At 56.0% G+C, this 20396-nt stretch carries 18 protein-coding genes; 15 read left to right on the top strand and 3 right to left on the bottom strand.

Annotated features, from left to right (window positions below; all coding sequences use genetic code 11):
• Positions 1-319: 319 nt before the first annotated feature.
• Positions 320-901 (bottom strand): TetR/AcrR family transcriptional regulator, encoded by a 582-nt coding sequence (locus B5E84_RS14380; RefSeq protein WP_087223951.1) that lies wholly within the window; start codon positions 899-901, stop codon positions 320-322.
• 215 nt (positions 902-1116) lie between these two features.
• Here B5E84_RS14380 and B5E84_RS14375 point away from each other — a divergent pair, with 215 nt between their 5' ends.
• On the top strand, positions 1117-3348 hold the full coding sequence (locus B5E84_RS14375; RefSeq protein ID WP_087223964.1) for an efflux RND transporter permease subunit: 2232 nt from the start codon (positions 1117-1119) through the stop codon (positions 3346-3348).
• The gene (locus B5E84_RS14370; RefSeq protein WP_242963391.1) at positions 3345-5522 is read left to right on the top strand and encodes a hypothetical protein; all 2178 of its coding nucleotides are present in this window, start codon (positions 3345-3347) and stop codon (positions 5520-5522) included. The genes B5E84_RS14375 and B5E84_RS14370 overlap by 4 nt, the downstream gene beginning before the upstream one ends.
• Before the next feature lie 171 nt (positions 5523-5693).
• On the opposite strand, the gene B5E84_RS14365 is transcribed toward B5E84_RS14370, so the two are convergent.
• Positions 5694-7214 carry a L,D-transpeptidase family protein gene (locus B5E84_RS14365; RefSeq protein ID WP_087223948.1) on the bottom strand — a complete coding sequence of 507 codons (1521 nt, stop codon included), beginning with the start codon at positions 7212-7214 and terminating at the stop codon, positions 5694-5696.
• A gap of 144 nt (positions 7215-7358) precedes the next feature.
• Here B5E84_RS14365 and B5E84_RS14360 point away from each other — a divergent pair, with 144 nt between their 5' ends.
• From B5E84_RS14360 to B5E84_RS14300, 13 genes are all read left to right on the top strand, one after another.
• Positions 7359-8375: a glycosyltransferase family 8 protein gene (locus tag B5E84_RS14360; RefSeq protein ID WP_087223946.1), complete on the top strand. Its 1017-nt coding sequence runs from the start codon at positions 7359-7361 to the stop codon at positions 8373-8375.
• Positions 8368-9327, top strand: a complete 960-nt coding sequence (locus B5E84_RS14355; RefSeq protein ID WP_087223944.1) for a glycosyltransferase — start codon at positions 8368-8370, stop codon at positions 9325-9327. Before B5E84_RS14360 ends, B5E84_RS14355 begins: the two co-directional genes overlap by 8 nt.
• Before the next feature lie 22 nt (positions 9328-9349).
• Positions 9350-10039: a glycosyltransferase family 2 protein gene (locus B5E84_RS14350; RefSeq protein ID WP_087223942.1), complete on the top strand. Its 690-nt coding sequence runs from the start codon at positions 9350-9352 to the stop codon at positions 10037-10039.
• A gap of 4 nt (positions 10040-10043) precedes the next feature.
• Positions 10044-11354 (top strand): lipopolysaccharide biosynthesis protein, encoded by a 1311-nt coding sequence (locus tag B5E84_RS14345; RefSeq protein ID WP_087223940.1) that lies wholly within the window; start codon positions 10044-10046, stop codon positions 11352-11354.
• On the top strand, positions 11351-12283 hold the full coding sequence (locus B5E84_RS14340) for a glycosyltransferase (protein WP_087223938.1): 933 nt from the start codon (positions 11351-11353) through the stop codon (positions 12281-12283). Before B5E84_RS14345 ends, B5E84_RS14340 begins: the two co-directional genes overlap by 4 nt.
• On the top strand, positions 12280-12651 hold the full coding sequence (locus tag B5E84_RS14335; protein WP_087223936.1) for a DUF2304 domain-containing protein: 372 nt from the start codon (positions 12280-12282) through the stop codon (positions 12649-12651). The genes B5E84_RS14340 and B5E84_RS14335 overlap by 4 nt, the downstream gene beginning before the upstream one ends.
• Complete coding sequence (locus B5E84_RS14330; protein ID WP_242963390.1) at positions 12632-14290, top strand: DUF2142 domain-containing protein; 1659 nt, start codon at positions 12632-12634, stop codon at positions 14288-14290. The genes B5E84_RS14335 and B5E84_RS14330 overlap by 20 nt, the downstream gene beginning before the upstream one ends.
• 87 nt (positions 14291-14377) lie before the next feature.
• Entirely contained in the window at positions 14378-14932 is a 555-nt protein-coding gene (gene rfbC, locus B5E84_RS14325) for a dTDP-4-dehydrorhamnose 3,5-epimerase (protein ID WP_087223935.1), read from the top strand.
• A gap of 23 nt (positions 14933-14955) precedes the next feature.
• Positions 14956-15765, top strand: coding sequence for an ABC transporter permease (locus tag B5E84_RS14320; protein ID WP_087223933.1), 810 nt, complete (start codon positions 14956-14958; stop codon positions 15763-15765).
• 15 nt (positions 15766-15780) lie between these two features.
• Complete coding sequence (locus tag B5E84_RS14315; RefSeq protein WP_087223931.1) at positions 15781-16383, top strand: M48 family metallopeptidase; 603 nt, start codon at positions 15781-15783, stop codon at positions 16381-16383.
• 25 nt (positions 16384-16408) lie between these two features.
• On the top strand, positions 16409-16966 hold the full coding sequence (locus B5E84_RS14310; protein ID WP_087223929.1) for a cyclase family protein: 558 nt from the start codon (positions 16409-16411) through the stop codon (positions 16964-16966).
• 333 nt (positions 16967-17299) lie between these two features.
• Entirely contained in the window at positions 17300-17806 is a 507-nt protein-coding gene (locus tag B5E84_RS14305; protein ID WP_087223927.1) for a Panacea domain-containing protein, read from the top strand.
• Positions 17787-18680 carry a hypothetical protein gene (locus B5E84_RS14300; protein WP_087223925.1) on the top strand — a complete coding sequence of 298 codons (894 nt, stop codon included), beginning with the start codon at positions 17787-17789 and terminating at the stop codon, positions 18678-18680. The genes B5E84_RS14305 and B5E84_RS14300 overlap by 20 nt, the downstream gene beginning before the upstream one ends.
• A 513-nt stretch (positions 18681-19193) precedes the next feature.
• Here the strand turns inward: B5E84_RS14300 and B5E84_RS14295 are convergent.
• Positions 19194-20396 (bottom strand): MalY/PatB family protein, encoded by a 1203-nt coding sequence (locus B5E84_RS14295; protein WP_087223923.1) that lies wholly within the window; start codon positions 20394-20396, stop codon positions 19194-19196.

Genomic DNA, 20396 nt, shown 5'->3' with positions numbered 1-20396 from the left:
CACAAATGGATGCTCTTTTTTCATTCACTTGATAGGTGAAAAGCAATATTCAGTTAAAATACAGTAACTATGTGGCTTTCAGCCACATTCGTGGCAAAGTCGTGAATAATTCAGGATAAGAATAAATCAAAGGAAAATACCGCCTTCCGGCCAACGGGCATAACTGCCGCCTGTCTGGCCGGGGCGGTATTTTTCTGTCATCGGAAACTGCGGCGCCGGGGGCTTTCCACCCCCCGGCGCCAGGCGCGTTCCGCGCGCAGGAAAATGGCTGCTGGCGCAGGTGCATTCCACGCGGGAGTGCGTCTGCTGCGCCCACCTTTTACTCTGCCCCCAGCAGTTTCGCCCCGTTTAAAATCATCTGCTCCGTCAGCTTGGCCAGCTCCAGAGGCGTTTCCTTCATGCCGTTGTTCAGCCAGTACTGCACCAGGCCCATACAGCCGGAGGTGATGAACACGTAGTAAGCCTCAAAGGTGTCGTCCCGGTCCGTACGGAAATGCTCCATCCAGTCCCGAAGGCATTTTTCCCGGAGAATGTGATTTAAGCGGTTGACGAAATTTAACTCCCCGTGCTCGCCGATGAGAATCCCCACCAGCTCGCTGTTTTTCTGAACCAGCTCATATAAATTGTCAAAAATCTGGACCGTGTTGGAGAGAATGTCTCCCGGCTGGTACTGCTCCAGCAGGGACTCAAGCTCGGTCAAAAGCTCGTCCTCAATCTGATTTAACAGGTCGAATACATCCCGGTAGTGAAGGTAAAAGGTGCCCCGGTTGATGTCCGCCATATCGGCCAGCTCTTTCACGGTAATGTCCTGAATCGGTTTCACTTTTAAAAGGGCAGTCAGGCTTTGGCGGAGCTGCTGCCTGGTCTTTCGGATGCGCCGGTCAACGGTTGTTTCTTTCATAGTTATATCCCTTTCTGTAAAATTTTTATAAACCTCACAGTTTAATTAACATATATAAAAATATCTGTTTATAAACAGACGCATGTTAATGAAAATGATTATTGAAATTCTGTCATGAAATCATTATAATTCATTATAGTTTAAAAATAGACAGATGTCAATTAGTGTGGACAATGTTCATTATTAGGACGTCGGAGAGGATCGTGTTTGGAGTGATGAAATTCCGTTTTCCCCATAGAAAGCAAAAACAGGGCGGGAAACCTGCCGGAAAAAAATTTGACCTGCCCAGCTTTATCATCGAGAAAAACAGGGCCATTGAGAAACTCTTTCTCCTGGCGGTGGTGATTTCCGCCCTGATGGCCCCCTTTGTGGAGATTAATTATGACCTGACCGAATATCTGCCGGATACGGTGCAGTCCAGACAGGGGCTGAATCTGATGGAGGAAACCTTCGGCTATCCCGGCACAGCCAGGGTGATGGTGAAGGATGTGACCCTCTTTGAGGCCAAGGCTTATAAGGACCGTTTGGAGGCGGTGGACGGAGTGGATCAGATCCTGTGGCTGGACACGGGCACAAACGTGTTTTCCGGAGAAGGTTTCATCGACTATACCTCCATTGACGAGTATTACAAAGACGGCTGCGCCGTGTTTGACGTGACCTTTGACGAGGGGGACACCAGCAAAAGGACGTCGAAGGCCATTGACGAGATGAGAGAGATCACCGGTGACAAAGGCTATTATGTGGGAATGGCGGTGCAGGACAAATCGGTGGCGGAAAACGTGGCGGAGGAGATGCGGCTGATTCTCTCCATCGGCGTCTTCATGATTTTTGTGATCCTGTGCATCACCACCAATTCCTGGCTGGAGCCGGTGCTCTACCTCACCATCATGGGCGTGGCGGTGGTGATCAATAAAGGCACCAATATCTTTCTGGGCCAGATTTCCTTCCTCACGGACAGCGTGTCGGCGGTGCTGCAGCTGGCGGTTTCCATGGATTACTCCATTTTCCTGATTCACGCCTTTACCAGACAAAAAAAGGCGGGGCTGGATCAGACGGAGGCCCTTAGAAACGCCATCGAGGAGGCGTTAAACTCCATTTTCGCCAGCAGCCTGACCACGATTGTGGGCTTTCTGGTGCTGGCGTTCATGAAGTTCAGCATCGGCTTTGATATGGGCATTGTGCTGGCCAAGGGAATCGTCATCAGCCTGATTACAGTAGTGCTGTTTATGCCGGCCATGATTCTGCGGATGGCAGGGTGGATGGAAAAAACGGCCCACCGGCCGTTTCTGCCGGACTTTCACCGCCTGAGCCGGGGGATTTTCCGCGTTCGGTACGCGGTGCTGATCCTGGTGGCCGTCATTGCCATTCCGGCGTACACTGCCCAGGGGATGAACTCCTTCTTATATGGAAATGACGCCGTAGGCTCCGGGGAAGGCACGGATGTCTACGCGGATGAACAGGAGATCAACGCCGTATTTGGCAGGAGCAATATGATGATGGCCCTGATCCCGTCAGGGGACAATGTGAAGGAGCGGCAGTTTGCGGAGGAATTGAGCGATCTTCCCTATACAAAATCGGTGCTGTCCCTTTCTCAGACGCTGCCCCAGGGAGTGCCGGAGAGCTTTCTGCCGGAGAGCGTGACGGGGCTGCTCCACGACGGCAGCGGCTGGTCCCGGATTCTCATTTACGTCCGTTCCAAGGGGGAGAGCGCCCTGGCCTATGAGTATTCCGACGAGATTCAGGCTATTATGAAACGGTATTATCCCTTAAATTCCTACCTGGTGGGGGCCACGCCGTCCACCCAGGATATAGAGGCGACCATCACCGTAGATTATGACCGGGTAAATACTCTGTCTCTGATCGGCGTGTTTGTGGTGGTGATGTTCAGCTTTAAGTCTCTGCTGATCCCGGTGATTGCCATGATCCCCATTGAGGTGGCGATCTTTATCAACATGGCGGTGCCCTACATCCGGGGAGAGACCATGATTTTCATGGGCTACATCATTGTGAGCTGCGTCCAGCTGGGGGCAACCGTGGACTACGCCATCCTTACCACAAACAACTACATCGCCTGCCGCAAGCAGCTGGGCCTGGAAAAGAACGAGGCGGCCGTGGAGACGCTGAAACGGAGCATACCGGCGATCCTGACTTCCGGTTCCATTCTGACCATTGTGGGATATATTCTGTATCACGTTTCCTCCATCGCCGCCATCGGCGACCTGGGGCATCTGATCGGCAGGGGAGCGATTTTAAGTATGATTCTGGTTTCCACCTTTATGCCGGCCCTGCTGGTGCTGGGAGACCGGGTGCTTATGGACAACGAGCTGGAGCTGTTCCGGCAGTATCTGAAACGCCGCGCTGAGCGGCGCAGGCAGCAGGCGGCCGGTCTGCTGCGGAAAGCAGGGAGAAAGAAGACGGCAGCGGACAACGGGGAGGTAGAAAAATGATGGGTATAAAAAGAAACCGGAAACGGTACATAAGAGCGGCAGCCGGCTGTATGGCAGCGGTGACCTTTGTTTTGAGCGCGGCGGGAGCCTGCGGGGCAGCGGAGCCGTCTGTATCCGTGGATGAGACTATGTACGTCAACCTGGACTACTACGGGGCGAAAACAAATGTGAGCGTGGTCAAAGGCTGCACCACCAACGGCGTGAGCGCCTACACAGACTACGGAACCTACGAAAAGGTGGTAAATATGACAGACGAGCGCCAGCCCGTCACAGACGGAAACGCCGTCACCTGGGAATTTGGGGAGAACAACCAGCGTTTCTATTATGAAGGAGTGATGGCGCCCGATCAGGTGGAACTGCCGTGGACCTTTGACCTTTCCTACAAGCTCAACGGAGTGCCCAGCAGGGCGGAGGAGCTGGCGGGGGCCTCCGGCCTTATAGAGATCAACGTGAAGGCCCAGCCGAATGAGCGGGCGGCGGAATACTATCAGAACAATATGGTGCTGTCCGTCATTTTCCCGGTGGATATGGAGTCCTGCTACAGCGTGGACGCCCCGGGAGCCCAGCTTCAGAGTATCGGAACGGAGACGGTGGCCGTGTTTGCCGCTCTGCCGGGAGAGGAAGGGGATTTTACCGTCCGCGTCGGCACGGAGGACTATGAGAGCATCGGCGTTTTGATGATGATGGTGCCGGGACGGCTGGACGCCCTGGAAAATGTGAAAGAGCTGAAGGAGGCCAAGGACACCTGGCGGGAGGACGGAGACAGGATGTACGACAGCATCGACCAGCTTTTGGGAACGCTGGAGTCTATGAGAGGCGATGTGGGGCAGGTAAAGGACGGACTGACCGCATTGGACCGGGCCAGAGTCATCGCCAGCCAGAACCGAAACGCCATGGAGGAGAGCGCCACCGCGGCGTTAAACGACTTAGATCAGCTGACGGTGTGGACGGCGGCTCTCGTCCCCTATCTTCAGACGGCCCGCCAGGCGGTGACGGACATCAATAAAGACACGGACCAGATGTCCAATACCATGTATGAGCTGGAGGGAGAACTGGACGATCTCTACGCCCGCATGGGCGGCCTCCGGGACAATTTAAAACGGATCGCGGATGCCGTCCCGTCCATCAGCCAGGAGGAAAAGGCGGCCATTCTGGGTCAGATCCGGTCAGACGCGGACGAGGCGAAGGCCCTTGTGGACCGGATCCGCGCCCTGCTGGGCCAGATGGAAGGCTATCAGGGCCAGGCCGAGGAAAACTGGGCGGCGCTACGGGAAAGCCTTTCCTACGCGTCGGAAGGACGGCCGGGAAAAGGCGGCGGCCTGGCAACACCCTCGGAGACAGAGGAATCATACTGGATTCCGGAGGAGACCAGCGATGGATATGTGATCCTGGAGGAAGATCTGGAACTGCTCGGGGATAACCCGTATCTGGATGAGGTGCGGGGGATGTTAGACCAGCTGAGCGGCATTCTGGGGAGCGCCCAGGCGGTGGAAGGCACAGCGTCGGCAGTGATTGACGAAATCAATGGGGCGCTGGCAGTGACGGAGGATACGGTCCGGGATACGGCCAATATGCTGTCTTCTCTGCGGGGAGCGGATGAGCAGCTGGTATATCTGTTAGAGGATATGAGAGGCCTCATTTCCACAGTGGACGGCTATGTGCCGGCGATGATGGAGTCCCTCCGGGCCACAGAGGATCTGATGACGGGGCTCAGCAGGACCATTGACAGCACTCACGGCTTTCTGGCGGTGGTGGACAGCACTCTGAAAGCGGCGGGAGACTCCATCGACGCGGGTGCCAGGGAGAGCTTGCAGGGTGCCATGGAGCTTTTGGACAAAAGCCTGGCGATGCTAGACGACACGGCGGATGTGCGGGCGGCAGGCGCGGACATGAAGGAAACCCTGGATGAGCAGCTGGATAAGTTTGAGGACGAGAACCGTTTTCTGAACATGGATCCGGAGGCGGAGATGCTCTCATTCACATCCGATCAGAACGGAGAACCCAACAGCCTGCAGATCATCGTCCGCACGGAGGAGATCAGCGAGGATCACCTTCCCACGGATATTTCCGACGAGGAGAGCGGATCAGCCCCGGAAGAAGGGCCGTTCCAGCGGATGTGGAATGTATTGGTGAAAATGGTGCAGGCGATTGTGGATATTTTCAAAAACCGGTAGGCGGGATGTGGAAAACGGCGCGCTGCGGCGCAGGGATTTTTGCGTGGATAGGCGTTTAAAAGGGTTTAGAAAAGATTTAGAAGAAGTTATTAAGAAAAGGGCTGGAACCGGTGCGTTGATTCATCGGTTCCAGCCCTGTTTTTGCCTGTTTTCTTTTTCGTCAGTCAATGATTACTGCAATCCGTTCTCCGGCACATTCACATCCGTAGGATCGTACGTCTGAGTGTCCGAGATCATCTGCTGGATCGCCGGGCGGTCAAAGGGGCCGGGGATCGCGGACTCGTACACCGTGATGGCGGTGCCGAGGGCGCAGTTGTCAAAAATCCACTTGGCATCCCTGGTGGTGAAACGGATGCAGCCGTGGGACTTGGTGGCTCCCAGCCAGTTGTAGGTGCTGGGCTTTAAGGTGTAGGGATCTGCCGTCTCGTAAATCACGGAGTGAAGCAGAATGGACAGTCCCTCGCCAAGGCGGGTGCAGTACTGGCAGTACTCATCGGTGTTCATCAGTCTCCAGCGGTACTTCACCGGGGTGGTGAAGGTGCCCAGAGGCGTGTCGTCTCCTGTGGAGCAGAGGAACGTCTTGTAAGGGATGATGTAGCCGTTTTCCCCGTCCTGAATGTAGATGGTGGTGCAGTTCATCTGCTTATTGATACGGATCTGGAACGGGCCTTTGGACTGAAGGTAAGGCTCTAGGTCCTGCACCAGCTTTCCGTCGGTTTCAAAGAAGTATTTGTAGCCGTCGATGTACTGCCAGCCGGTAACCGGCGTATTGTCCACTACGTAGTAGCGGTCTCTGTTGTTCCACACCCATCCGGTAAAGAGGTCGCCGGTGCCGTTGCTGAACTGGGGCATTCCGTCCACGATGGTGATTCCGTCGGGAGCGGCGGAAACGAGAGGATTGTCCATCACGTAGCTGGCGGTGGGATCATTGGCGCCCCACAGGGAGTAGCGGAAACCGGTGATGTACTTGCCCACGGCCATGGTGCCGTTGGTGCCGCCGTTCTTCGACCAGTCACACTGGGTGCCGTCGTTTAAGGTGGCGGTGTAGTACACGTCAAAGGTATTGCCGAATACGCCGTTTAAACGGATCTGTACGGCCTCTACCGGGTCGGTGGTCCAGTCGGTGTGTCCGCCGTTCATGGCCCAGTTGCTCCAGCCGCGGGGGGCGGCGTAGGTGCGGTAGAGCACGTCGCCGGGAAGGTTGATGGCGTAGACGGACATGGAGATGAAACCGGCATCACCCGGCAGCATGGTCACATCCGTGCGCACCGGATCCGTCCAGGTCATGTCCGGCCGTAAAAACTGGAACTGAAGGACGGGAGTGCTCTCCGTGATCTCCCTGGTGGGAGTGGTCTGGATGTTGCCGTCGCCGGCCTGCTGAGCGTCGCCCGCCTGAGTACCGTCGCCGGCCTGCTGAGTGTCGCCCGCCTGAGTACCGTCGCCGGTCGGCTGAGCGTCGCCAGTCTGCTGGGTATCGCCAGCCTGTGTGCCATCCCCTGTCTGAGTTTCTGTCTGTGTATCGCCTGCCTGAGCAGCCGTATCGTTTGTATCTGTGTTCGTGGTATCGGGCTGCGGATTGTCAATCAGCATTCCGGGACCGTAATTATTGTCGGCAAACGCCGTCGCGGTCTGTCCTGTCAGGAACACGGCTGTCAGGGCAATGAGCGCGATGTGCCGCAAGGTCTTTCGCATATTTGCAAACCTCCTATGTATTTTTTCATACGTTCTTAATTTATCATATTTGTGGGAAAAATGCCATATATGATTTACTTTTTTGGCTGGTTACTGTAAAATCGTAAATAAAATGACCTTAGAATGTAAGAAACAGGTGCCATAATGGATTGGAAAAAGGAAACAGTCAATATCATATACGCTTCCAACGACGGCTATGCCCGCCACCTGGCGGCCTCCCTGTTGTCCCTGCTGGAAAACGGGCGGCGGATCCCCTCCATGGCGGTCTACGTGCTGAGCGTGGGAATGTGCCGGGAATACCAGAAAAAGCTGAAAGCCATGGCGAAGTCCCACGGCCGGGAGCTTTTCGTGGTGGAGCTTGGAAATTTAAAAGAGCGGTTCCCCTACGACGTGGACACCAGGGGCTTTGACATCAGCGCCATGGGGCGGCTGTTCGCGCCGGAGGTGCTGCCGGAGGAGGTCAAACGGGCTCTCTACCTGGACTGCGACACCATCGTGCGGGGAGACATCCGCGGGCTTTACGGCACGGACTTAAAAGGCGCCCTGGCGGGCATGGTGATGGAGCCCACGGTGTACCGGGAGATGAAGGAGACCATCGGCATGGGAAAGGACGACGCCTATTTTAACTCCGGCGTCATTTTGATGGACCTGGACGGCTGGCGGCGGGAAAATGTGCTGCGGCAGATGCTGGATTTCTACGGCGCCCACGCCGGGAGCCTGTTTGCCTGCGACCAGGACACCATCAACGGCACGCTCCGGGGCCGGATCCGCTCCCTGCCGCCGAAATACAACTTTTTTACCAATTACCGCTATTTTCGCTATCCTACTCTGCGAAACCTCTGCCGCGCCTACGAGGCGGTGGGGCCGGAGCAGTTTAAGGAGGCGAAACGGCGGCCGGTGGTGATCCACTACCTGGGGGACGAGCGCCCCTGGATCGCCGGAAACCACAACCACTACCGCCGCCTGTACGAGCACTATTTAAAGAAAACGCCCTGGCGGGGCGAGCCGCTCCAGAAGGGAAAGGTGCTGTATATGCAGCTCTGGTGGTGCTTTAATCAAATGACCAGAATCTGCCCGCCCCTCCGGCTGTGGATCAGCCGCAGGCTGGGGATGAAGGTCATCGACGGCCGGAAGAAAAAGAGGGAAACGGGAAATGGATAATACCGTATGTATTATTTTAAACTATAATGACGCGGACACCGTCCTGGATCTTGTGGAGGAATTAAAGGGCAGCCGGGAGATCGCCCACATCCTGGTGGTGGACAACCGTTCCACCGACAGCTCCTGGGAGCGTTTGCGGCGGGCATACGGCCCTGAAGCGGCCGACGGCGTCCGGACTGGAGAAACTTCCGGCGGGCCTTCGTTTCCCGGCACCGTCCCGGATGTTCGTCTCCTGCGTACAGAACGAAACGGCGGCTACGGCTACGGAAACCAGGCCGGCATCAGCCATGCCGTCCGCCTCTGGGACCCGGACTATATTATCATCGCGAACCCGGACATCCATGTGACAGACCGCTGCATCCGCAAGGTAAAAACGGCGCTTAAGCAGACGCCAGGAGGCGCTGTGGGCTCGGCCATGGTGGCGGCCCCGGACGGCCGGAGGCTGTTTTCCTACTGGGATCTGCTGCCCCTGGGGCGGGATCTGCTGGACATGGGGCCGTTGACGAGACGGCTGTTGAAACCGTGGCTCATCACCCCTCCGGGACGCCTGCCTGCGGGAGGCACGGAAAAAAGCCGGATCGTGGGAGCAGTGCCCGGCTCCTTTTTTGTGATGGACATGAAGGAATTTCCGGGCAAAGAGGCGGACCAGGTGTTTGACGAGGCCGTATTTTTGTACTGTGAGGAGAAGATCCTGGGACAGAAACTGCGGGAGCGGGGGCTAAAATGTGTGCTGGTGACGGACACCCAGTACGTCCACGCCCACTCCGTCACCATTGACCGAAACGTGGCGGGGATCGCGGCAAAACAGAAGATTCTCCATGAGAGCAAGCTCTACTATTACCGGCGTTATCTGAAGGCCGGGCCGCTTGCCATGGCGGCGGCCAGAATATTTCTGGGGGCGGTCTACACGGAGGTGTGGGTGCTTACCAGGGTGTTTCGGATGAAATGGTAGGGCGAAAGACAGAGGAAGAAACATGAACCAAGTAATTTTAGTGATACCTGCGTTTAACGAGGAAAAAAATATCCAGGCGGTGGTGGAAAACCTGATTCGGAATTATCCGGAACTGGACTATGTGGTGATAAACGATGGATCCACGGACAGCACGGAGGAAATTTTGAGGAAAAACGGGTACAACCACATCTGCCTTCCGGTGAATCTGGGGCTGGCAGGCTGTTTCCAGACGGGGATGAAGTACGCCTACGAAAAGGGCTATTCCTGTGCCGTGCAGTTTGACGGGGACGGCCAGCACCGGCCGGAGTTTGTGGCCGGGATGAAGGCGAAGCTGGACGAGGGCTACAGCATTGTGATCGGCTCCCGGTTTGTGGAGGGGAAGAAGGACTTTTCCCCGCGGATGCTGGGCAGCCGCCTGATCGGGCTGGCGGTCTGGCTGACCACCGGCGTCCGGGTGGCGGATCCCACTTCCGGCATGAGAATGTTTGACCGGGAGATGATGCAGAAATTTGCATATCACTTAAACTATGGCCCGGAACCGGATACGGTTTCCTTCCTCATTAAGCAGGGCGCCAGAGTGGCGGAGGTGCCGGTGGTAATCGACGAGCGCCAGGGCGGGGAAAGCTATTTAAAGCCCATGGTGGCGGCAAAGTATATGCTGCGGATGCTCACCTCCATCCTGGTGATCCAGAATTTCCGGACAAGGCGGTGAGGGCATGGAAAAATTTGTGGATCGTTTCCTGATATATAAAGGAAGTCACAGGGAACGGCAGAATGTGGCCTGGAACATCCTGGGCAGCGCCGTCTACGCCCTGGCGTCCATGGTGCTGTCCTTTATTGTCATGCGCATGGCCGGGGAGGACGAGGGCGGCATTTTCGGCTTTGGATTCTCTACCTATGGGCAGCAGATGTTTATTGTGGCATATTTCGGCATCCGCCCCTTTCACATCACCGACGGACGGCAGGAATACTCCTTCGGCGACTATCTGTGGCTGCGGACGGCCACCTGCGGGGCGGCCCTGCTCCTGGCGGCCTGCCATCTGTCCTTTCTCATGCTCACCGGGGAGTACAGTACCCACAAGGCCCTGGTGATCTTTCTGCTGGCGGGCTACAAGATCATTGACGGTTTCGCGGACGCCTACGAGTCGGAGTTTCAGCGCCAGGGCAGCCTGTACCTGACGGGAAAGTCCAACACCTTCCGGACCATTCTGTCCGTGGCGGTGTTTTTGGGTATTCTGGGGATTTCCGGAAACCTGCTTACGGCCTCAGCGGCGGCGGTGGCGGCCCAGATTGCGGGCGTGCTGCTGTTTAACGTGAGCGTTATGAGGGCCGGAGCGCTGCCGGGTGTGGAATTTCAGGGGGACGCGGATGCCTGCCTGCGGCTTTTAAAGAATACGGCCCTGCTGTTCGTGTCGGTGTTTCTTGATTTTTATATCTTTTCGGCGGCAAAGTACGCCATAGACGGACAGCTTACAGACGCCATGAGCGGGTATTTCAACATTTTATTTATGCCCACCTCCGTGATCTACCTGGCGGCCAATTTTGTGATCCGCCCCTTTCTCACGAAACTGACGGCCTGCTGGGACGGCGGGGACTGGGACGGGTTTTCCAGGGTGCGGAGGCGGATCGGGCTGGTGATCGGCGGCCTTACGGTGCTGGCGGTGGCAGGAGCATTGATCCTGGGACGTCCTGTGCTGGGAATTATGGAGCTTTTGCTTGGAACGGGATACGAGGGGCGTCTGACGGAGCATTGGATCGCCTTTGTGGTGATTATCCTGGGAGGCGGGCTTTACGCCCTGGCCAACCTTTATTACTATCTGCTGGTGATTATGAGGCGCCAGGGGATGATTTTTCTGGTGTATCTGTGCGCGGCCATAGCGGCCTGGTTTCTCTCCCCCATTCTGGTGGTGCGGTTTGAGATCATGGGGGCGGCGGTGTGCTATGTGGTTCTCATGGCGGCGCTGACGCTGGGCTTTTGCGGGCTGCAGGGGGCGCTGTTTCGGAAGGCGAAGGAGAGTGAGACATGACGGTTGATGTGCTGATACCGGCTTACCGGCCGGGGAAAAAATTTGCCAGGCTTTTGGCGATGCTGGAAAAACAGAGTCATCCGGTGAGGAAGATCATCGTGGTGAACACGGAGCGGGCCTACTGGAATGAGGCCGGGTACGGGGGCGTGAAGGGCCTGGAGGTCCATCACATTACAAAGGAAGAATTTGACCACGGCGGCACCAGAAACCTGCTCATGTCCCTGTCGGACGCGGAGGTGTGTGTGTGCATGACGGACGACGCGGTGCCGGCGGACGAGCATTTGATTGAAAACCTGCTGAAGGGCTTTGAGCGGGCCGGTGCCGGCGGGGAGACGGTGATTTCCGTCTACGCCAGACAGCTGGCGGACCGGGACTGCGGCGCGGCGGAGCGTTTCACCAGGACGTTCAATTATCCGGAGGAGAGCCGGGTAAAGACGAAGGCGGACATCGCCACGTTGGGAATCAAGGCCTATTTTTCCTCCAATGTGTGCTGTGCCTACCGGCGGGAGTTGTTTTTGAAACAGGGCGGATTTATTTCCAGGACTATTTTCAATGAGGACATGATTTTCGCGGCGGGGGCGCTGGCGGCGGGGTACGGGATCTGCTACGAGGCGGACGCCAGGGTGGTGCATTCCCACAATTACACCTGTATGCAGCAGCTGCGGCGGAATTTTGACCTGGGCGTATCCCAGGCGGACCATCCGGAGGTGTTCGCGGGGGTTCCGTCGGAGGGCGAAGGGATCCGGCTGGTGAAACAGACGGCGGCCCATCTGTTAAAGACGGGGCGGATTTTGCAGATACCGGGGCTGGTGGTCAAAAGCGGTTTTAAGTACGCGGGCTACCGGCTGGGAAAGGCCTACCGGCGTCTTCCCAAAGGGATGGTGCTGCGGCTGACCATGAATAAGAATTACTGGAGGAATGGGAAATGACGTTGATGCTGAGAATCGTGCTGATCGCGGCGTCCTTGCTGACCACGGCCATGATTATACGGAAAATCCGCCAGTCCAAGGCCCAGATCGAGGATTCGGTGTTCTGGGTGTTTGTGTCGGGCATTCTGATCGTGTTCAGCGTGTTCCCCAGGACGGCGGATCTGCTGTCCCGGCTGGCGGGAACGTATACCACGTCGAATTTTATCTTCCTGTTTATCATTTTCCTGCTGATGGTGAAGGTGTTTTCCCTGACCATGCGCATCTCCCAGCTGGAGACGAAACAGAAGGAGATGGTGCAGCGGATCGCCCTGGATCAGAAGGAGCGGGAGGAGAAGGAGGAGCGGACGGATGAAAAAGGGGAAGAATAAGCCCGGAGAGGGAAAACTGGCGGAAATGTCCGCGCCGGGGAGACATTTCCCGCTGTGGACGGCCGGGCTGCTTATCCTCCTTCTGTTTGCTGCCTGGCATTTTCTGGACGTGAGGGCTGGGGCCATCCAGTCGGGGGATCGGTTTCTCCTAAGCTGGTATGGAGTGCTGGCGGTGGTAATGCTGGCGTTTCTGGGGGGCGCAGGTTATCTGTTTTTTGAGAAAAAGCTGGCGCTGGAGACGGTGTTTGCCGTCTGCGTCCTGGGGCTTGGGGCTTTGTACCTGACGGTGCTGCCGCCCCTTTCCGCCCCCGACGAGGTGAGCCATTTTATAAGCGCCTACCGCCTTTCCAACACCCTTATGGGACAGCCTGGAACGGACGAAAGGGGCCGGGTTTACATCCGGAAACAGGACGCTTTTATCCTGGATACGGACCTTGTGCCCGGCGAGAGCCTGGACGGACTGGAGGAGACGGTGGACACAGAGGTGTTGGGACAGACGCTTACGGAGTGTACTTACCGGAAGATCCACGGCACCGGCCTTCTGGGGACGGGGGATCAGGAGATGGAGACCACGGTGAAACCGCCGGTGGAAACCACGCCCATCGCCTATCTGCCCCAGGCCCTGGGGATTGTCCTGGGGCGGCTGACGGGACTTGGGGGGCTGGGGCTTTTGTACCTGGGCCGCCTGGGAAACCTTCTGTGCTACACTGGGGCGGCCTGGTATGCCATGAAACGGCTGCCCTTTGGAAAAGAAGTGCTGTTTGGCGTGGGCCTTCTGCCCATGACCCTCCATCTGGCGGCGTCCTTTTCCTATGACACCATGGTGCTTGCCATGTCCTTCCTGCTGACGGCGGTGACCTTGAGCCTGGCCTTTGGCGCGGCGGATGTGAGAAAACGGGACGTGGCTTTGCTGGCGGTGATCATGGGCATCCTTGGGCCCTGTAAGATGGTGTACGGCGTCCTCATGGGACTGTGCCTTCTGATCCCGGTGCGGAAGTTCGGCGGCTGGAGGAAGTGGGCGCTGTCCGCCCTTTTCGTGGCGGCCGTGTACGGGGCGGCCATGATTCTGGTGAACAGCCGCACCATCGCCATGTACGCGGCGGAGACGGAGAGCTACGTGGGCTGGGCGGACGAGGCCGGATACACCTTAGGCTGGCTGATTCACAACCCGGTGAAGACCCTGCGGCTGTTTTATAATACGGTGCTTATCAAAGGGGAATACTACCATCTGACCATGATGGGAAACTGGCTGGGAAACCTGGATCCGGTGCTGGACGTGCCCTATGTGCTCGTCTGGGCCATGACCATTGTGCTGCTTTTGCTGGCTATGAAAAAGCCGGGCGGGGAGACTATTTATTTTTCCGGAAAACAGAAACTGTGGACGGCGGTTGTTTGCCTTGGCTGCGCCGGGGCCACCATGCTGTCTATGCTCATCGCCTGGACGCCTGCCAGCTCCGGGCACATCATGGGGGTGCAGGGAAGGTATTTTCTTCCCTTCCTGCCGGTGTTTCTGCTGATCTTAAAAAACAACTGGATCGCTCTCACGAAAAACAGGGACAGAGGCCTTTTGTACTTCATGGCCTGCGCAAACGGATATGCGCTGCTGCGGCTGTTTTCTATTGTCAGCATCCGGATATAGTGGTATAGTATGGATTGATACGGCCCGGCGGACGGGCCGGTGTTTCAGAGAATGGTAAGAATTTTTGAACATAAGGAGCGTATTGCGATGGGAAAAATTAAGGTGACGACCTGCGATATTAAGGGACTTTGCGTGATTGAGCCGACGGTGTTTAAGGATGAGAGAGGCTACTTTATGGAGACCTACAATCAGAATGATTTTAAGGAGGCCGGCCTGGATATGGTGTTCGTGCAGGACAACCAGTCCATGTCCGTGCGGGGCGTACTCCGCGGCCTTCACTATCAGAAGCAGTTCCCCCAGGGAAAGCTGGTGCGGGCTGTCCGCGGCGAAGTCTTTGACGTGGCCGTAGACCTGCGGGCGGATTCGGAAACCTACGGAAAGTGGTTCGGCGTGGTGCTGTCCGCGGAGAACAAAAAGCAGTTTTACATCCCGGAGGGCTTTGCCCATGGGTTCCTGGTGCTGTCCGACGAGGCGGAGTTTGCCTACAAGTGCACGGATTTCTACCACCCCGGCGACGAGGGCGGCATGGCCTGGAACGATCCGGACATCGGCATCCAGTGGCCGCTTCAGGAGGGTGTGGAGTTAATCATCTCCGAGAAGGATCAAAAATGGGGCGGATTTAAGGAAACCTTTAAATTCTGACCTGGCGGGAAAGGAAATATGGGATGAGAGATTTGATTTCCCTGATAAAGGAGATTGCCGGGAGGAAACGGCTGATTCTGGATCTGGCGAAGGCCGATTTCAGGAAACGGTTTGTGGGTTCCTATTTCGGCGTGGTGTGGATGTTTGTGCAGCCGGTGGTGACGGTGCTCATTTACTTCTGCATCTTCCAGCTGGGCTTTAAGAGCGTGCCGCCGGTGCCGGGAGTTCCCTATGTGCTCTGGCTGGTGCCCGGCATCGTGCCCTGGTTTTTCTTCAGTGAGGCCTTAAACACCGTGACCAACTGCCTTCAGGAATACAGCTACCTGGTGAAAAAGGTGGTGTTCCAGGTGGAGGTGCTGCCGGTGATCAAGCTGATGTCCAGCCTGATGGTTCACTGCTTTTTCGTGGTGATTATGATCGTCATGGCCCTGTGCTACGGGCGGGCGCCCATGGTTACCTGGATCCAGGTGATCTACTACACTTTCGCGGCGTCCATGCTGGCGCTGGGGATCGGGTATTTTACCTGCGCGGTGAACGTATTTTTTAAGGATATGGCCCAGATTGTGGGAATCTGCCTTCAGTTTGGAATGTGGATGGTTCCCATTATGTACCAGGAGAGTATGTTCGCGGATGTGCCTCTGGTGCTGACCCTGCTAAAATTCAATCCCTTCTATTACATTGTGGCGGGATACCGGGACAGCATTCTGACGGGCAACTGGTTTTTTGAGCGGCCCACCATGACCCTGTATTTCTGGGGCGTGACCCTGGTGCTGTTCTTTGCGGGCATGAAGGTGTTTAAACGGTTGCGGCCTCATTTTTCAGATGTGCTGTAGGCGGTTGGAGAGCGTATGATAAAGGAAATGCTGTTGAGAGTGCCTTTGGAGGAAGGCGCTCTTTCCATATCTGTGGAAGTGATCTATTCGTCCAGGCGGACCATGGGCCTGGAGGTGACGGCAGACGGCCGGGTAAAGGCCAGAGTGCCGAACCGGACGGCGGATGCCGTCGTGGAGAAATTTGTGAAGGAGCGGGCGGGCTGGATCGCGGAAAAGTATCTGCTCCAGAAGGCCAGACAGGAGAAACAAAAGCTGGCCCGCGGCACAAGAGATTATGAGCAGAACCCGGCGCTGGAGGCCAGATACCGGGAGCTGGCGCGGGCGGTGATCGGCCAGCGGGTGTCTTATTTTGCGGCGAAAATGGGAGTGACCTACGGGCGGATTTCCATCCGGGATCAGAAAACCAGGTGGGGGAGCTGCAGCGGCCGGGGAAATTTGAATTTCAACTGGAAACTGGTGCTTATGCCGCCGGAGGTGCTGGATTACGTGGTGGTGCACGAGCTGGCCCACCGGAAACAGATGAACCATTCGCCCCTGTTCTGGGCGGAGGTGGGCCGGGTGCTGCCGGACTATGAGAGCAGGCGGCGGTGGCTGAAGGAGCATGGGAAGGAAGTTTAGCGGCTGAAAAAGGAGGAGGTTTCATATGTTTTTGGATTTGACTTTAAAGGTTACCCCGAAAATGGTGGCGGATGCCCAGGGGAACGAGACGAAGGCCTTAGTGGGCCATGTGGGGACGCATTTTGACGTGATGGACAAGGAATTCCCCTTGGAATACGTGGAACGGCCGGGGCTTTTGTTTGACGTGCGGGCTGTGGAAGGCCGGGACATTGAGCCGGAGGACGTGGAGCTTAAGCTGGTGGAGCCGGGGATGTTTGTGGCGTTCTGCAGCGGCTACAGCGAGCGGGTGGAGTACGGCAGCAGAGAGTATTTCACCTCCCATCCTCAGCTGTCGGACCGGCTGATCGAGGAGCTGACGGCTCGGAACATCTCTATGATCGCCGTGGATTTCGGCGGAATCCGCAGGGGAAAGGAGCACACCCCGAAGGACCAGTTCTGCGCGGACCGGGGAGTGTTTGTGGTGGAAAATCTGTACGGGCTGACGGCGCTACTGGAGCACGGGAGACGGTTTGTGGCCCATACGTATCCCATGAATTACAGCGGGGTGACGGGACTGCCTTGTAGGGTGGTGGCGGAAGTGTAGGAGTTGGGAAAACGCGGGAGAAGGGAACCGGAGATGTGATATAGAAAAAGCTTGCTATATTATCTGAAATATGATAATATCTGTATATAGACATCTCCCTGTTTCCCTTCGGCGGGGGCAGACGGCGGGAACGCCGTAGGCGTGGAGCCATCTGGCTTTCATGATTCTTGATGACTGCGTTAGCGGTCATGTCCGTTTCTTCTAGTATCAAATCTTATATGGGATCCATGATTTATTCCAAATTCATTTACAGATTTTTAGAGGCGCATTATAATAGTTTTACCGTTAAAGCGATGATTCTATAATATATAGAGGATAGGCAGGAGGAAGAATATGTATACGGCTATGGAGATCGCTGTCCACGTGATCAATTACGTGAAGGGACAGAATGGTCATATTTCAAATCTGAAACTCCAGAAGATTTTGTACTATATACAGGCGGCATTCCTGTGTGAGCGGGGAGAGGTCTGCTTTGATGAAAAGATCCTGTGCTGGAGACACGGACCGGTTGTTCAGAGCGTTTATAATAAATTCAGTATTTATGGCGGAGAGGAGATCCCGGAGCAGCGCACGGAAAAGAAAATCGTGTTTAAAAACGGGAGATTCGTGCTGGAAGAACGGCCAGTAGATGGAGGCGCCATCCGTGACGGCGACAGAGAGCTGATAGACCGGGTGGTGGACGGGCTGAAGGATTATGATCCCTGGTATTTGGTGGACAGAACCCATGAGGAGGCGCCGTGGAAGAATTTAGGTACGTACAATACGGAAATTACGCCTCAGGCCATAGAGCAGTATTTTATGAATCACAGGGAGAGAGTGTATGGGCATTTCGATCGGTGAGCTGTTAGATGAGCTGCAGGATATTTCTTCAGACGATGAGAAATCCCTGGAGGGCTGGTGCGAGGAATTGGGGGAGTTCTATGAGGAAAATCCCAGGCATTCGTATTCAGAGCTGACAAAGTATATTGTGTCCCTGGATGGCGGCGTGGAGTATATGGACCGGATTCTGCCTGTCCTGAAAAAGGTAAAGGCCCGGCTGGAGGGCAAACGCCCGGATATGGCGAAAAGCGTGGAGAAACTGATGGATCACATTCAGTTAGAGACCATACGGATCCGCTATACGAGGCATCTGGTGGAGGAGATCGCCCAGCAGAAGTGTCTGGAGTCGCTGAATACGCCGGTGGAAGGGATTGAGGAGCTGCGGGACAGCTATGGGAAACTGGCGAAAGAGCTTGAAGACCGGAAAGCAGAGCTGCAAAAGGAGATCGAAAGCCATAATAAGACGAAAGCGGAGATTCAGACACTTTCAGAATCCCTGAAAAGCACAAGCGAGACGGCTGAGAGGGCAGTGAAGAAGATTCAGATGGCGGAGAGCCACTCGATTACGATTCTGGGTATTTTCGCGTCCGTGGTTCTGGCGTTTGTGGGAGGGCTGGCATTTTCCTCCTCTGTGCTGCAAAATATTGGAAATGCCAGTATTTACAAAATTGTCCTGGTTTCCTGCGGGATCGCGGCGGTGTTGATCAACCTGATTTATTTGCTGCTGCGGTTTATCCGGGAGATTAATCAAATATCTGGGGAGACGGAGCGGTATCCCCAGTATCTTCGGAGGCTGATGTTTGGGATTGGCGTCATCGTCCTTTTAGATGTGGCGGCCTGGTTTTTGGGGCTGCATCAGCTGGCGGCGGCCGTTCATCGCATTTTATATGGGTGACGGCGGAGACCAGCGGCCTCGCAGAGCGGCGGCGAAGATAGGCGCAGGAGAAAAGAAGAAACGGCGAATGGCCAATGAGCGCCGGAAACAGGAGGACGTCTTTTGTTTCTCCTTGGTTTCCGGCGCTTTTGGCTTTTTTTGTGTCACAGGAAACTGCGTTCCCTATGACACAAAAGCCTCCGGCGGGAGGCGCACTTCGCGCAGAGGAATATGGCTGCTGACGCAGCCGCGCTCCGGCGCGAGTGTGCGCTGTTGCGCACACTTTTTTTGCGGGAGTTTTGGGTAACCGCGGTGTTATGAATGGAAGGCGCGCGGTTTCACTGATGGGTGGAACCGCGCGGGAGGCTGTGGTTGTCTGCGCGGCTGTGTTTTAGCATTGGCACGCCGTACGACGGCTGCTATTTTGTGCCGTGGGAAACAGCGTTTTTCGTGGCGTGAAAGCTGGTGGAGAAGGAGCGTTTCACGGGGAGGAAAGCGGTTGTTTGCGCAGCTGTATTTTAGCGAAAGTGAGAGCTACAGAGCGGAATCGTTTATGTATTTGCTGTAAGCCCGATTCATCCGCTCCAGGGCAGCGTCGATGTATTGGGTGGGGCAGGCCAGGTTCCAGCGCTCAAATCCTTCTCCCTGGGCGCCGAAGATGTAGCCCTCATCAAAAAAGAGCTCTGCCTCCTGGCGGTTGATCCGCTCCAGCTCCTTGTAGGGCAGTCCCAGCCCGTTCCAGTCCATCCACAGCAGATAGGTGGCCTGCAGCTCGCAGACCTGGATCTGCGGGAAATGCCTGGCGAAATAGGAGGTGATCCGCTCCTTGTTCTCATGGATCACAGAAATGCACTGATCCAGCCAGGAGCCGCAGTGATCGTAAGCGATCCGGCAGGCCTCATAGCCTAAGATGTTGCACTTGGGATTCGCGCTGCTGCGTTTCATAAAGGTCAGAAACTGTTCCCGGAGCTTTTCGTTGGGTACGAAAATGTTGGAGGTCTGTAGTCCCGCCAGGTTGAAGGTCTTGGAGGGGGCGGTCAGGACGAGACAGTTCTGCTCCGCCTCCCTGGACAGGGCGGCATAGACAAAGTGCTCGTATCCGGGCATGATCAGGTCGTGATGGATCTCGTCGTCAATGACCAGGACATTGTAGCGGCAGCAGATGTCAGCCATTTTCCGCAGTTCTTCCTTTGTCCACACCCGGCCGCAGGGATTGTGAGGGCTGCAGAGCAGGAAAAGCTTGGTGTTTGGGTCGCTGGCCTTTTTCTCAAAATCGTCAAAGTCGATGTCATAGGTGCTGCCGTTTCTCACCAGGGGACAGTCCACCAGTTTTCGGTTATTGGAGGAAATGGCCATGTACATGGGGTAATATACAGGGGTCAAAAGCATTACCCCGTCCCCCTCTTTGGAAAAGCAGCGGATAGCGGCGTAGAAGGCGTCCACCACTCCGTGGGAGGGAAGAATCCACTCCGGCTGGGCATCCCAGCCATGGCGGTTCCGCATCCAGCGGCATACGCTTTCTTTGAAGGCGGGAGTAGCGTTGGCATACCCCAGAACGCTTTTGTCCAGAAAGGCTTTCAGCCCGTCCACGATTTCCGGCGCCTGTACAAATTCCATATCGGCCACGGAAAAGGGGATGGTGTCCTCTCCCGCGTCCGGTTTTGCAGCCTGCAGCTCATCCCACTTTCCGGAGCCCATTCCATAGCGTTTCCGTACCGTTTCAAAATCATATTTCAT

Origin of the sequence: Lachnoclostridium sp. An14 (assembly GCF_002160755.1) — a bacterium.
In the GTDB taxonomy this organism is placed as follows: domain Bacteria; phylum Bacillota; class Clostridia; order Lachnospirales; family Lachnospiraceae; genus Lachnoclostridium_A.
Note: the sequence above shows the minus strand (reverse complement) of the source record. Positions and strands in the feature narration are given on the sequence as shown.

Bases quoted from the DNA above. Each gene is read 5' to 3' on its own strand.
- B5E84_RS14380 (WP_087223951.1), bottom strand. From the start codon at position 901: ATGAAAGAAACAACCGTTGACCGGCGCATCCGAAAGACCAGGCAGCAG.
- B5E84_RS14375 (WP_087223964.1), top strand. From the start codon at position 1,117: ATGAAATTCCGTTTTCCCCATAGAAAGCAAAAACAGGGCGGGAAACCT.
- B5E84_RS14370 (WP_242963391.1), top strand. From the start codon at position 3,345: ATGATGGGTATAAAAAGAAACCGGAAACGGTACATAAGAGCGGCAGCC.
- B5E84_RS14365 (WP_087223948.1), bottom strand. From the start codon at position 7,214: ATGCGAAAGACCTTGCGGCACATCGCGCTCATTGCCCTGACAGCCGTG.
- B5E84_RS14360 (WP_087223946.1), top strand. From the start codon at position 7,359: ATGGATTGGAAAAAGGAAACAGTCAATATCATATACGCTTCCAACGAC.
- B5E84_RS14355 (WP_087223944.1), top strand. From the start codon at position 8,368: ATGGATAATACCGTATGTATTATTTTAAACTATAATGACGCGGACACC.
- B5E84_RS14350 (WP_087223942.1), top strand. From the start codon at position 9,350: ATGAACCAAGTAATTTTAGTGATACCTGCGTTTAACGAGGAAAAAAAT.
- B5E84_RS14345 (WP_087223940.1), top strand. From the start codon at position 10,044: ATGGAAAAATTTGTGGATCGTTTCCTGATATATAAAGGAAGTCACAGG.
- B5E84_RS14340 (WP_087223938.1), top strand. From the start codon at position 11,351: ATGACGGTTGATGTGCTGATACCGGCTTACCGGCCGGGGAAAAAATTT.
- B5E84_RS14335 (WP_087223936.1), top strand. From the start codon at position 12,280: ATGACGTTGATGCTGAGAATCGTGCTGATCGCGGCGTCCTTGCTGACC.
- B5E84_RS14330 (WP_242963390.1), top strand. From the start codon at position 12,632: ATGAAAAAGGGGAAGAATAAGCCCGGAGAGGGAAAACTGGCGGAAATG.
- rfbC (WP_087223935.1), top strand. From the start codon at position 14,378: ATGGGAAAAATTAAGGTGACGACCTGCGATATTAAGGGACTTTGCGTG.
- B5E84_RS14320 (WP_087223933.1), top strand. From the start codon at position 14,956: ATGAGAGATTTGATTTCCCTGATAAAGGAGATTGCCGGGAGGAAACGG.
- B5E84_RS14315 (WP_087223931.1), top strand. From the start codon at position 15,781: ATGATAAAGGAAATGCTGTTGAGAGTGCCTTTGGAGGAAGGCGCTCTT.
- B5E84_RS14310 (WP_087223929.1), top strand. From the start codon at position 16,409: ATGTTTTTGGATTTGACTTTAAAGGTTACCCCGAAAATGGTGGCGGAT.
- B5E84_RS14305 (WP_087223927.1), top strand. From the start codon at position 17,300: ATGTATACGGCTATGGAGATCGCTGTCCACGTGATCAATTACGTGAAG.
- B5E84_RS14300 (WP_087223925.1), top strand. From the start codon at position 17,787: ATGGGCATTTCGATCGGTGAGCTGTTAGATGAGCTGCAGGATATTTCT.
- B5E84_RS14295 (WP_087223923.1), bottom strand. From the start codon at position 20,396: ATGAAATATGATTTTGAAACGGTACGGAAACGCTATGGAATGGGCTCC.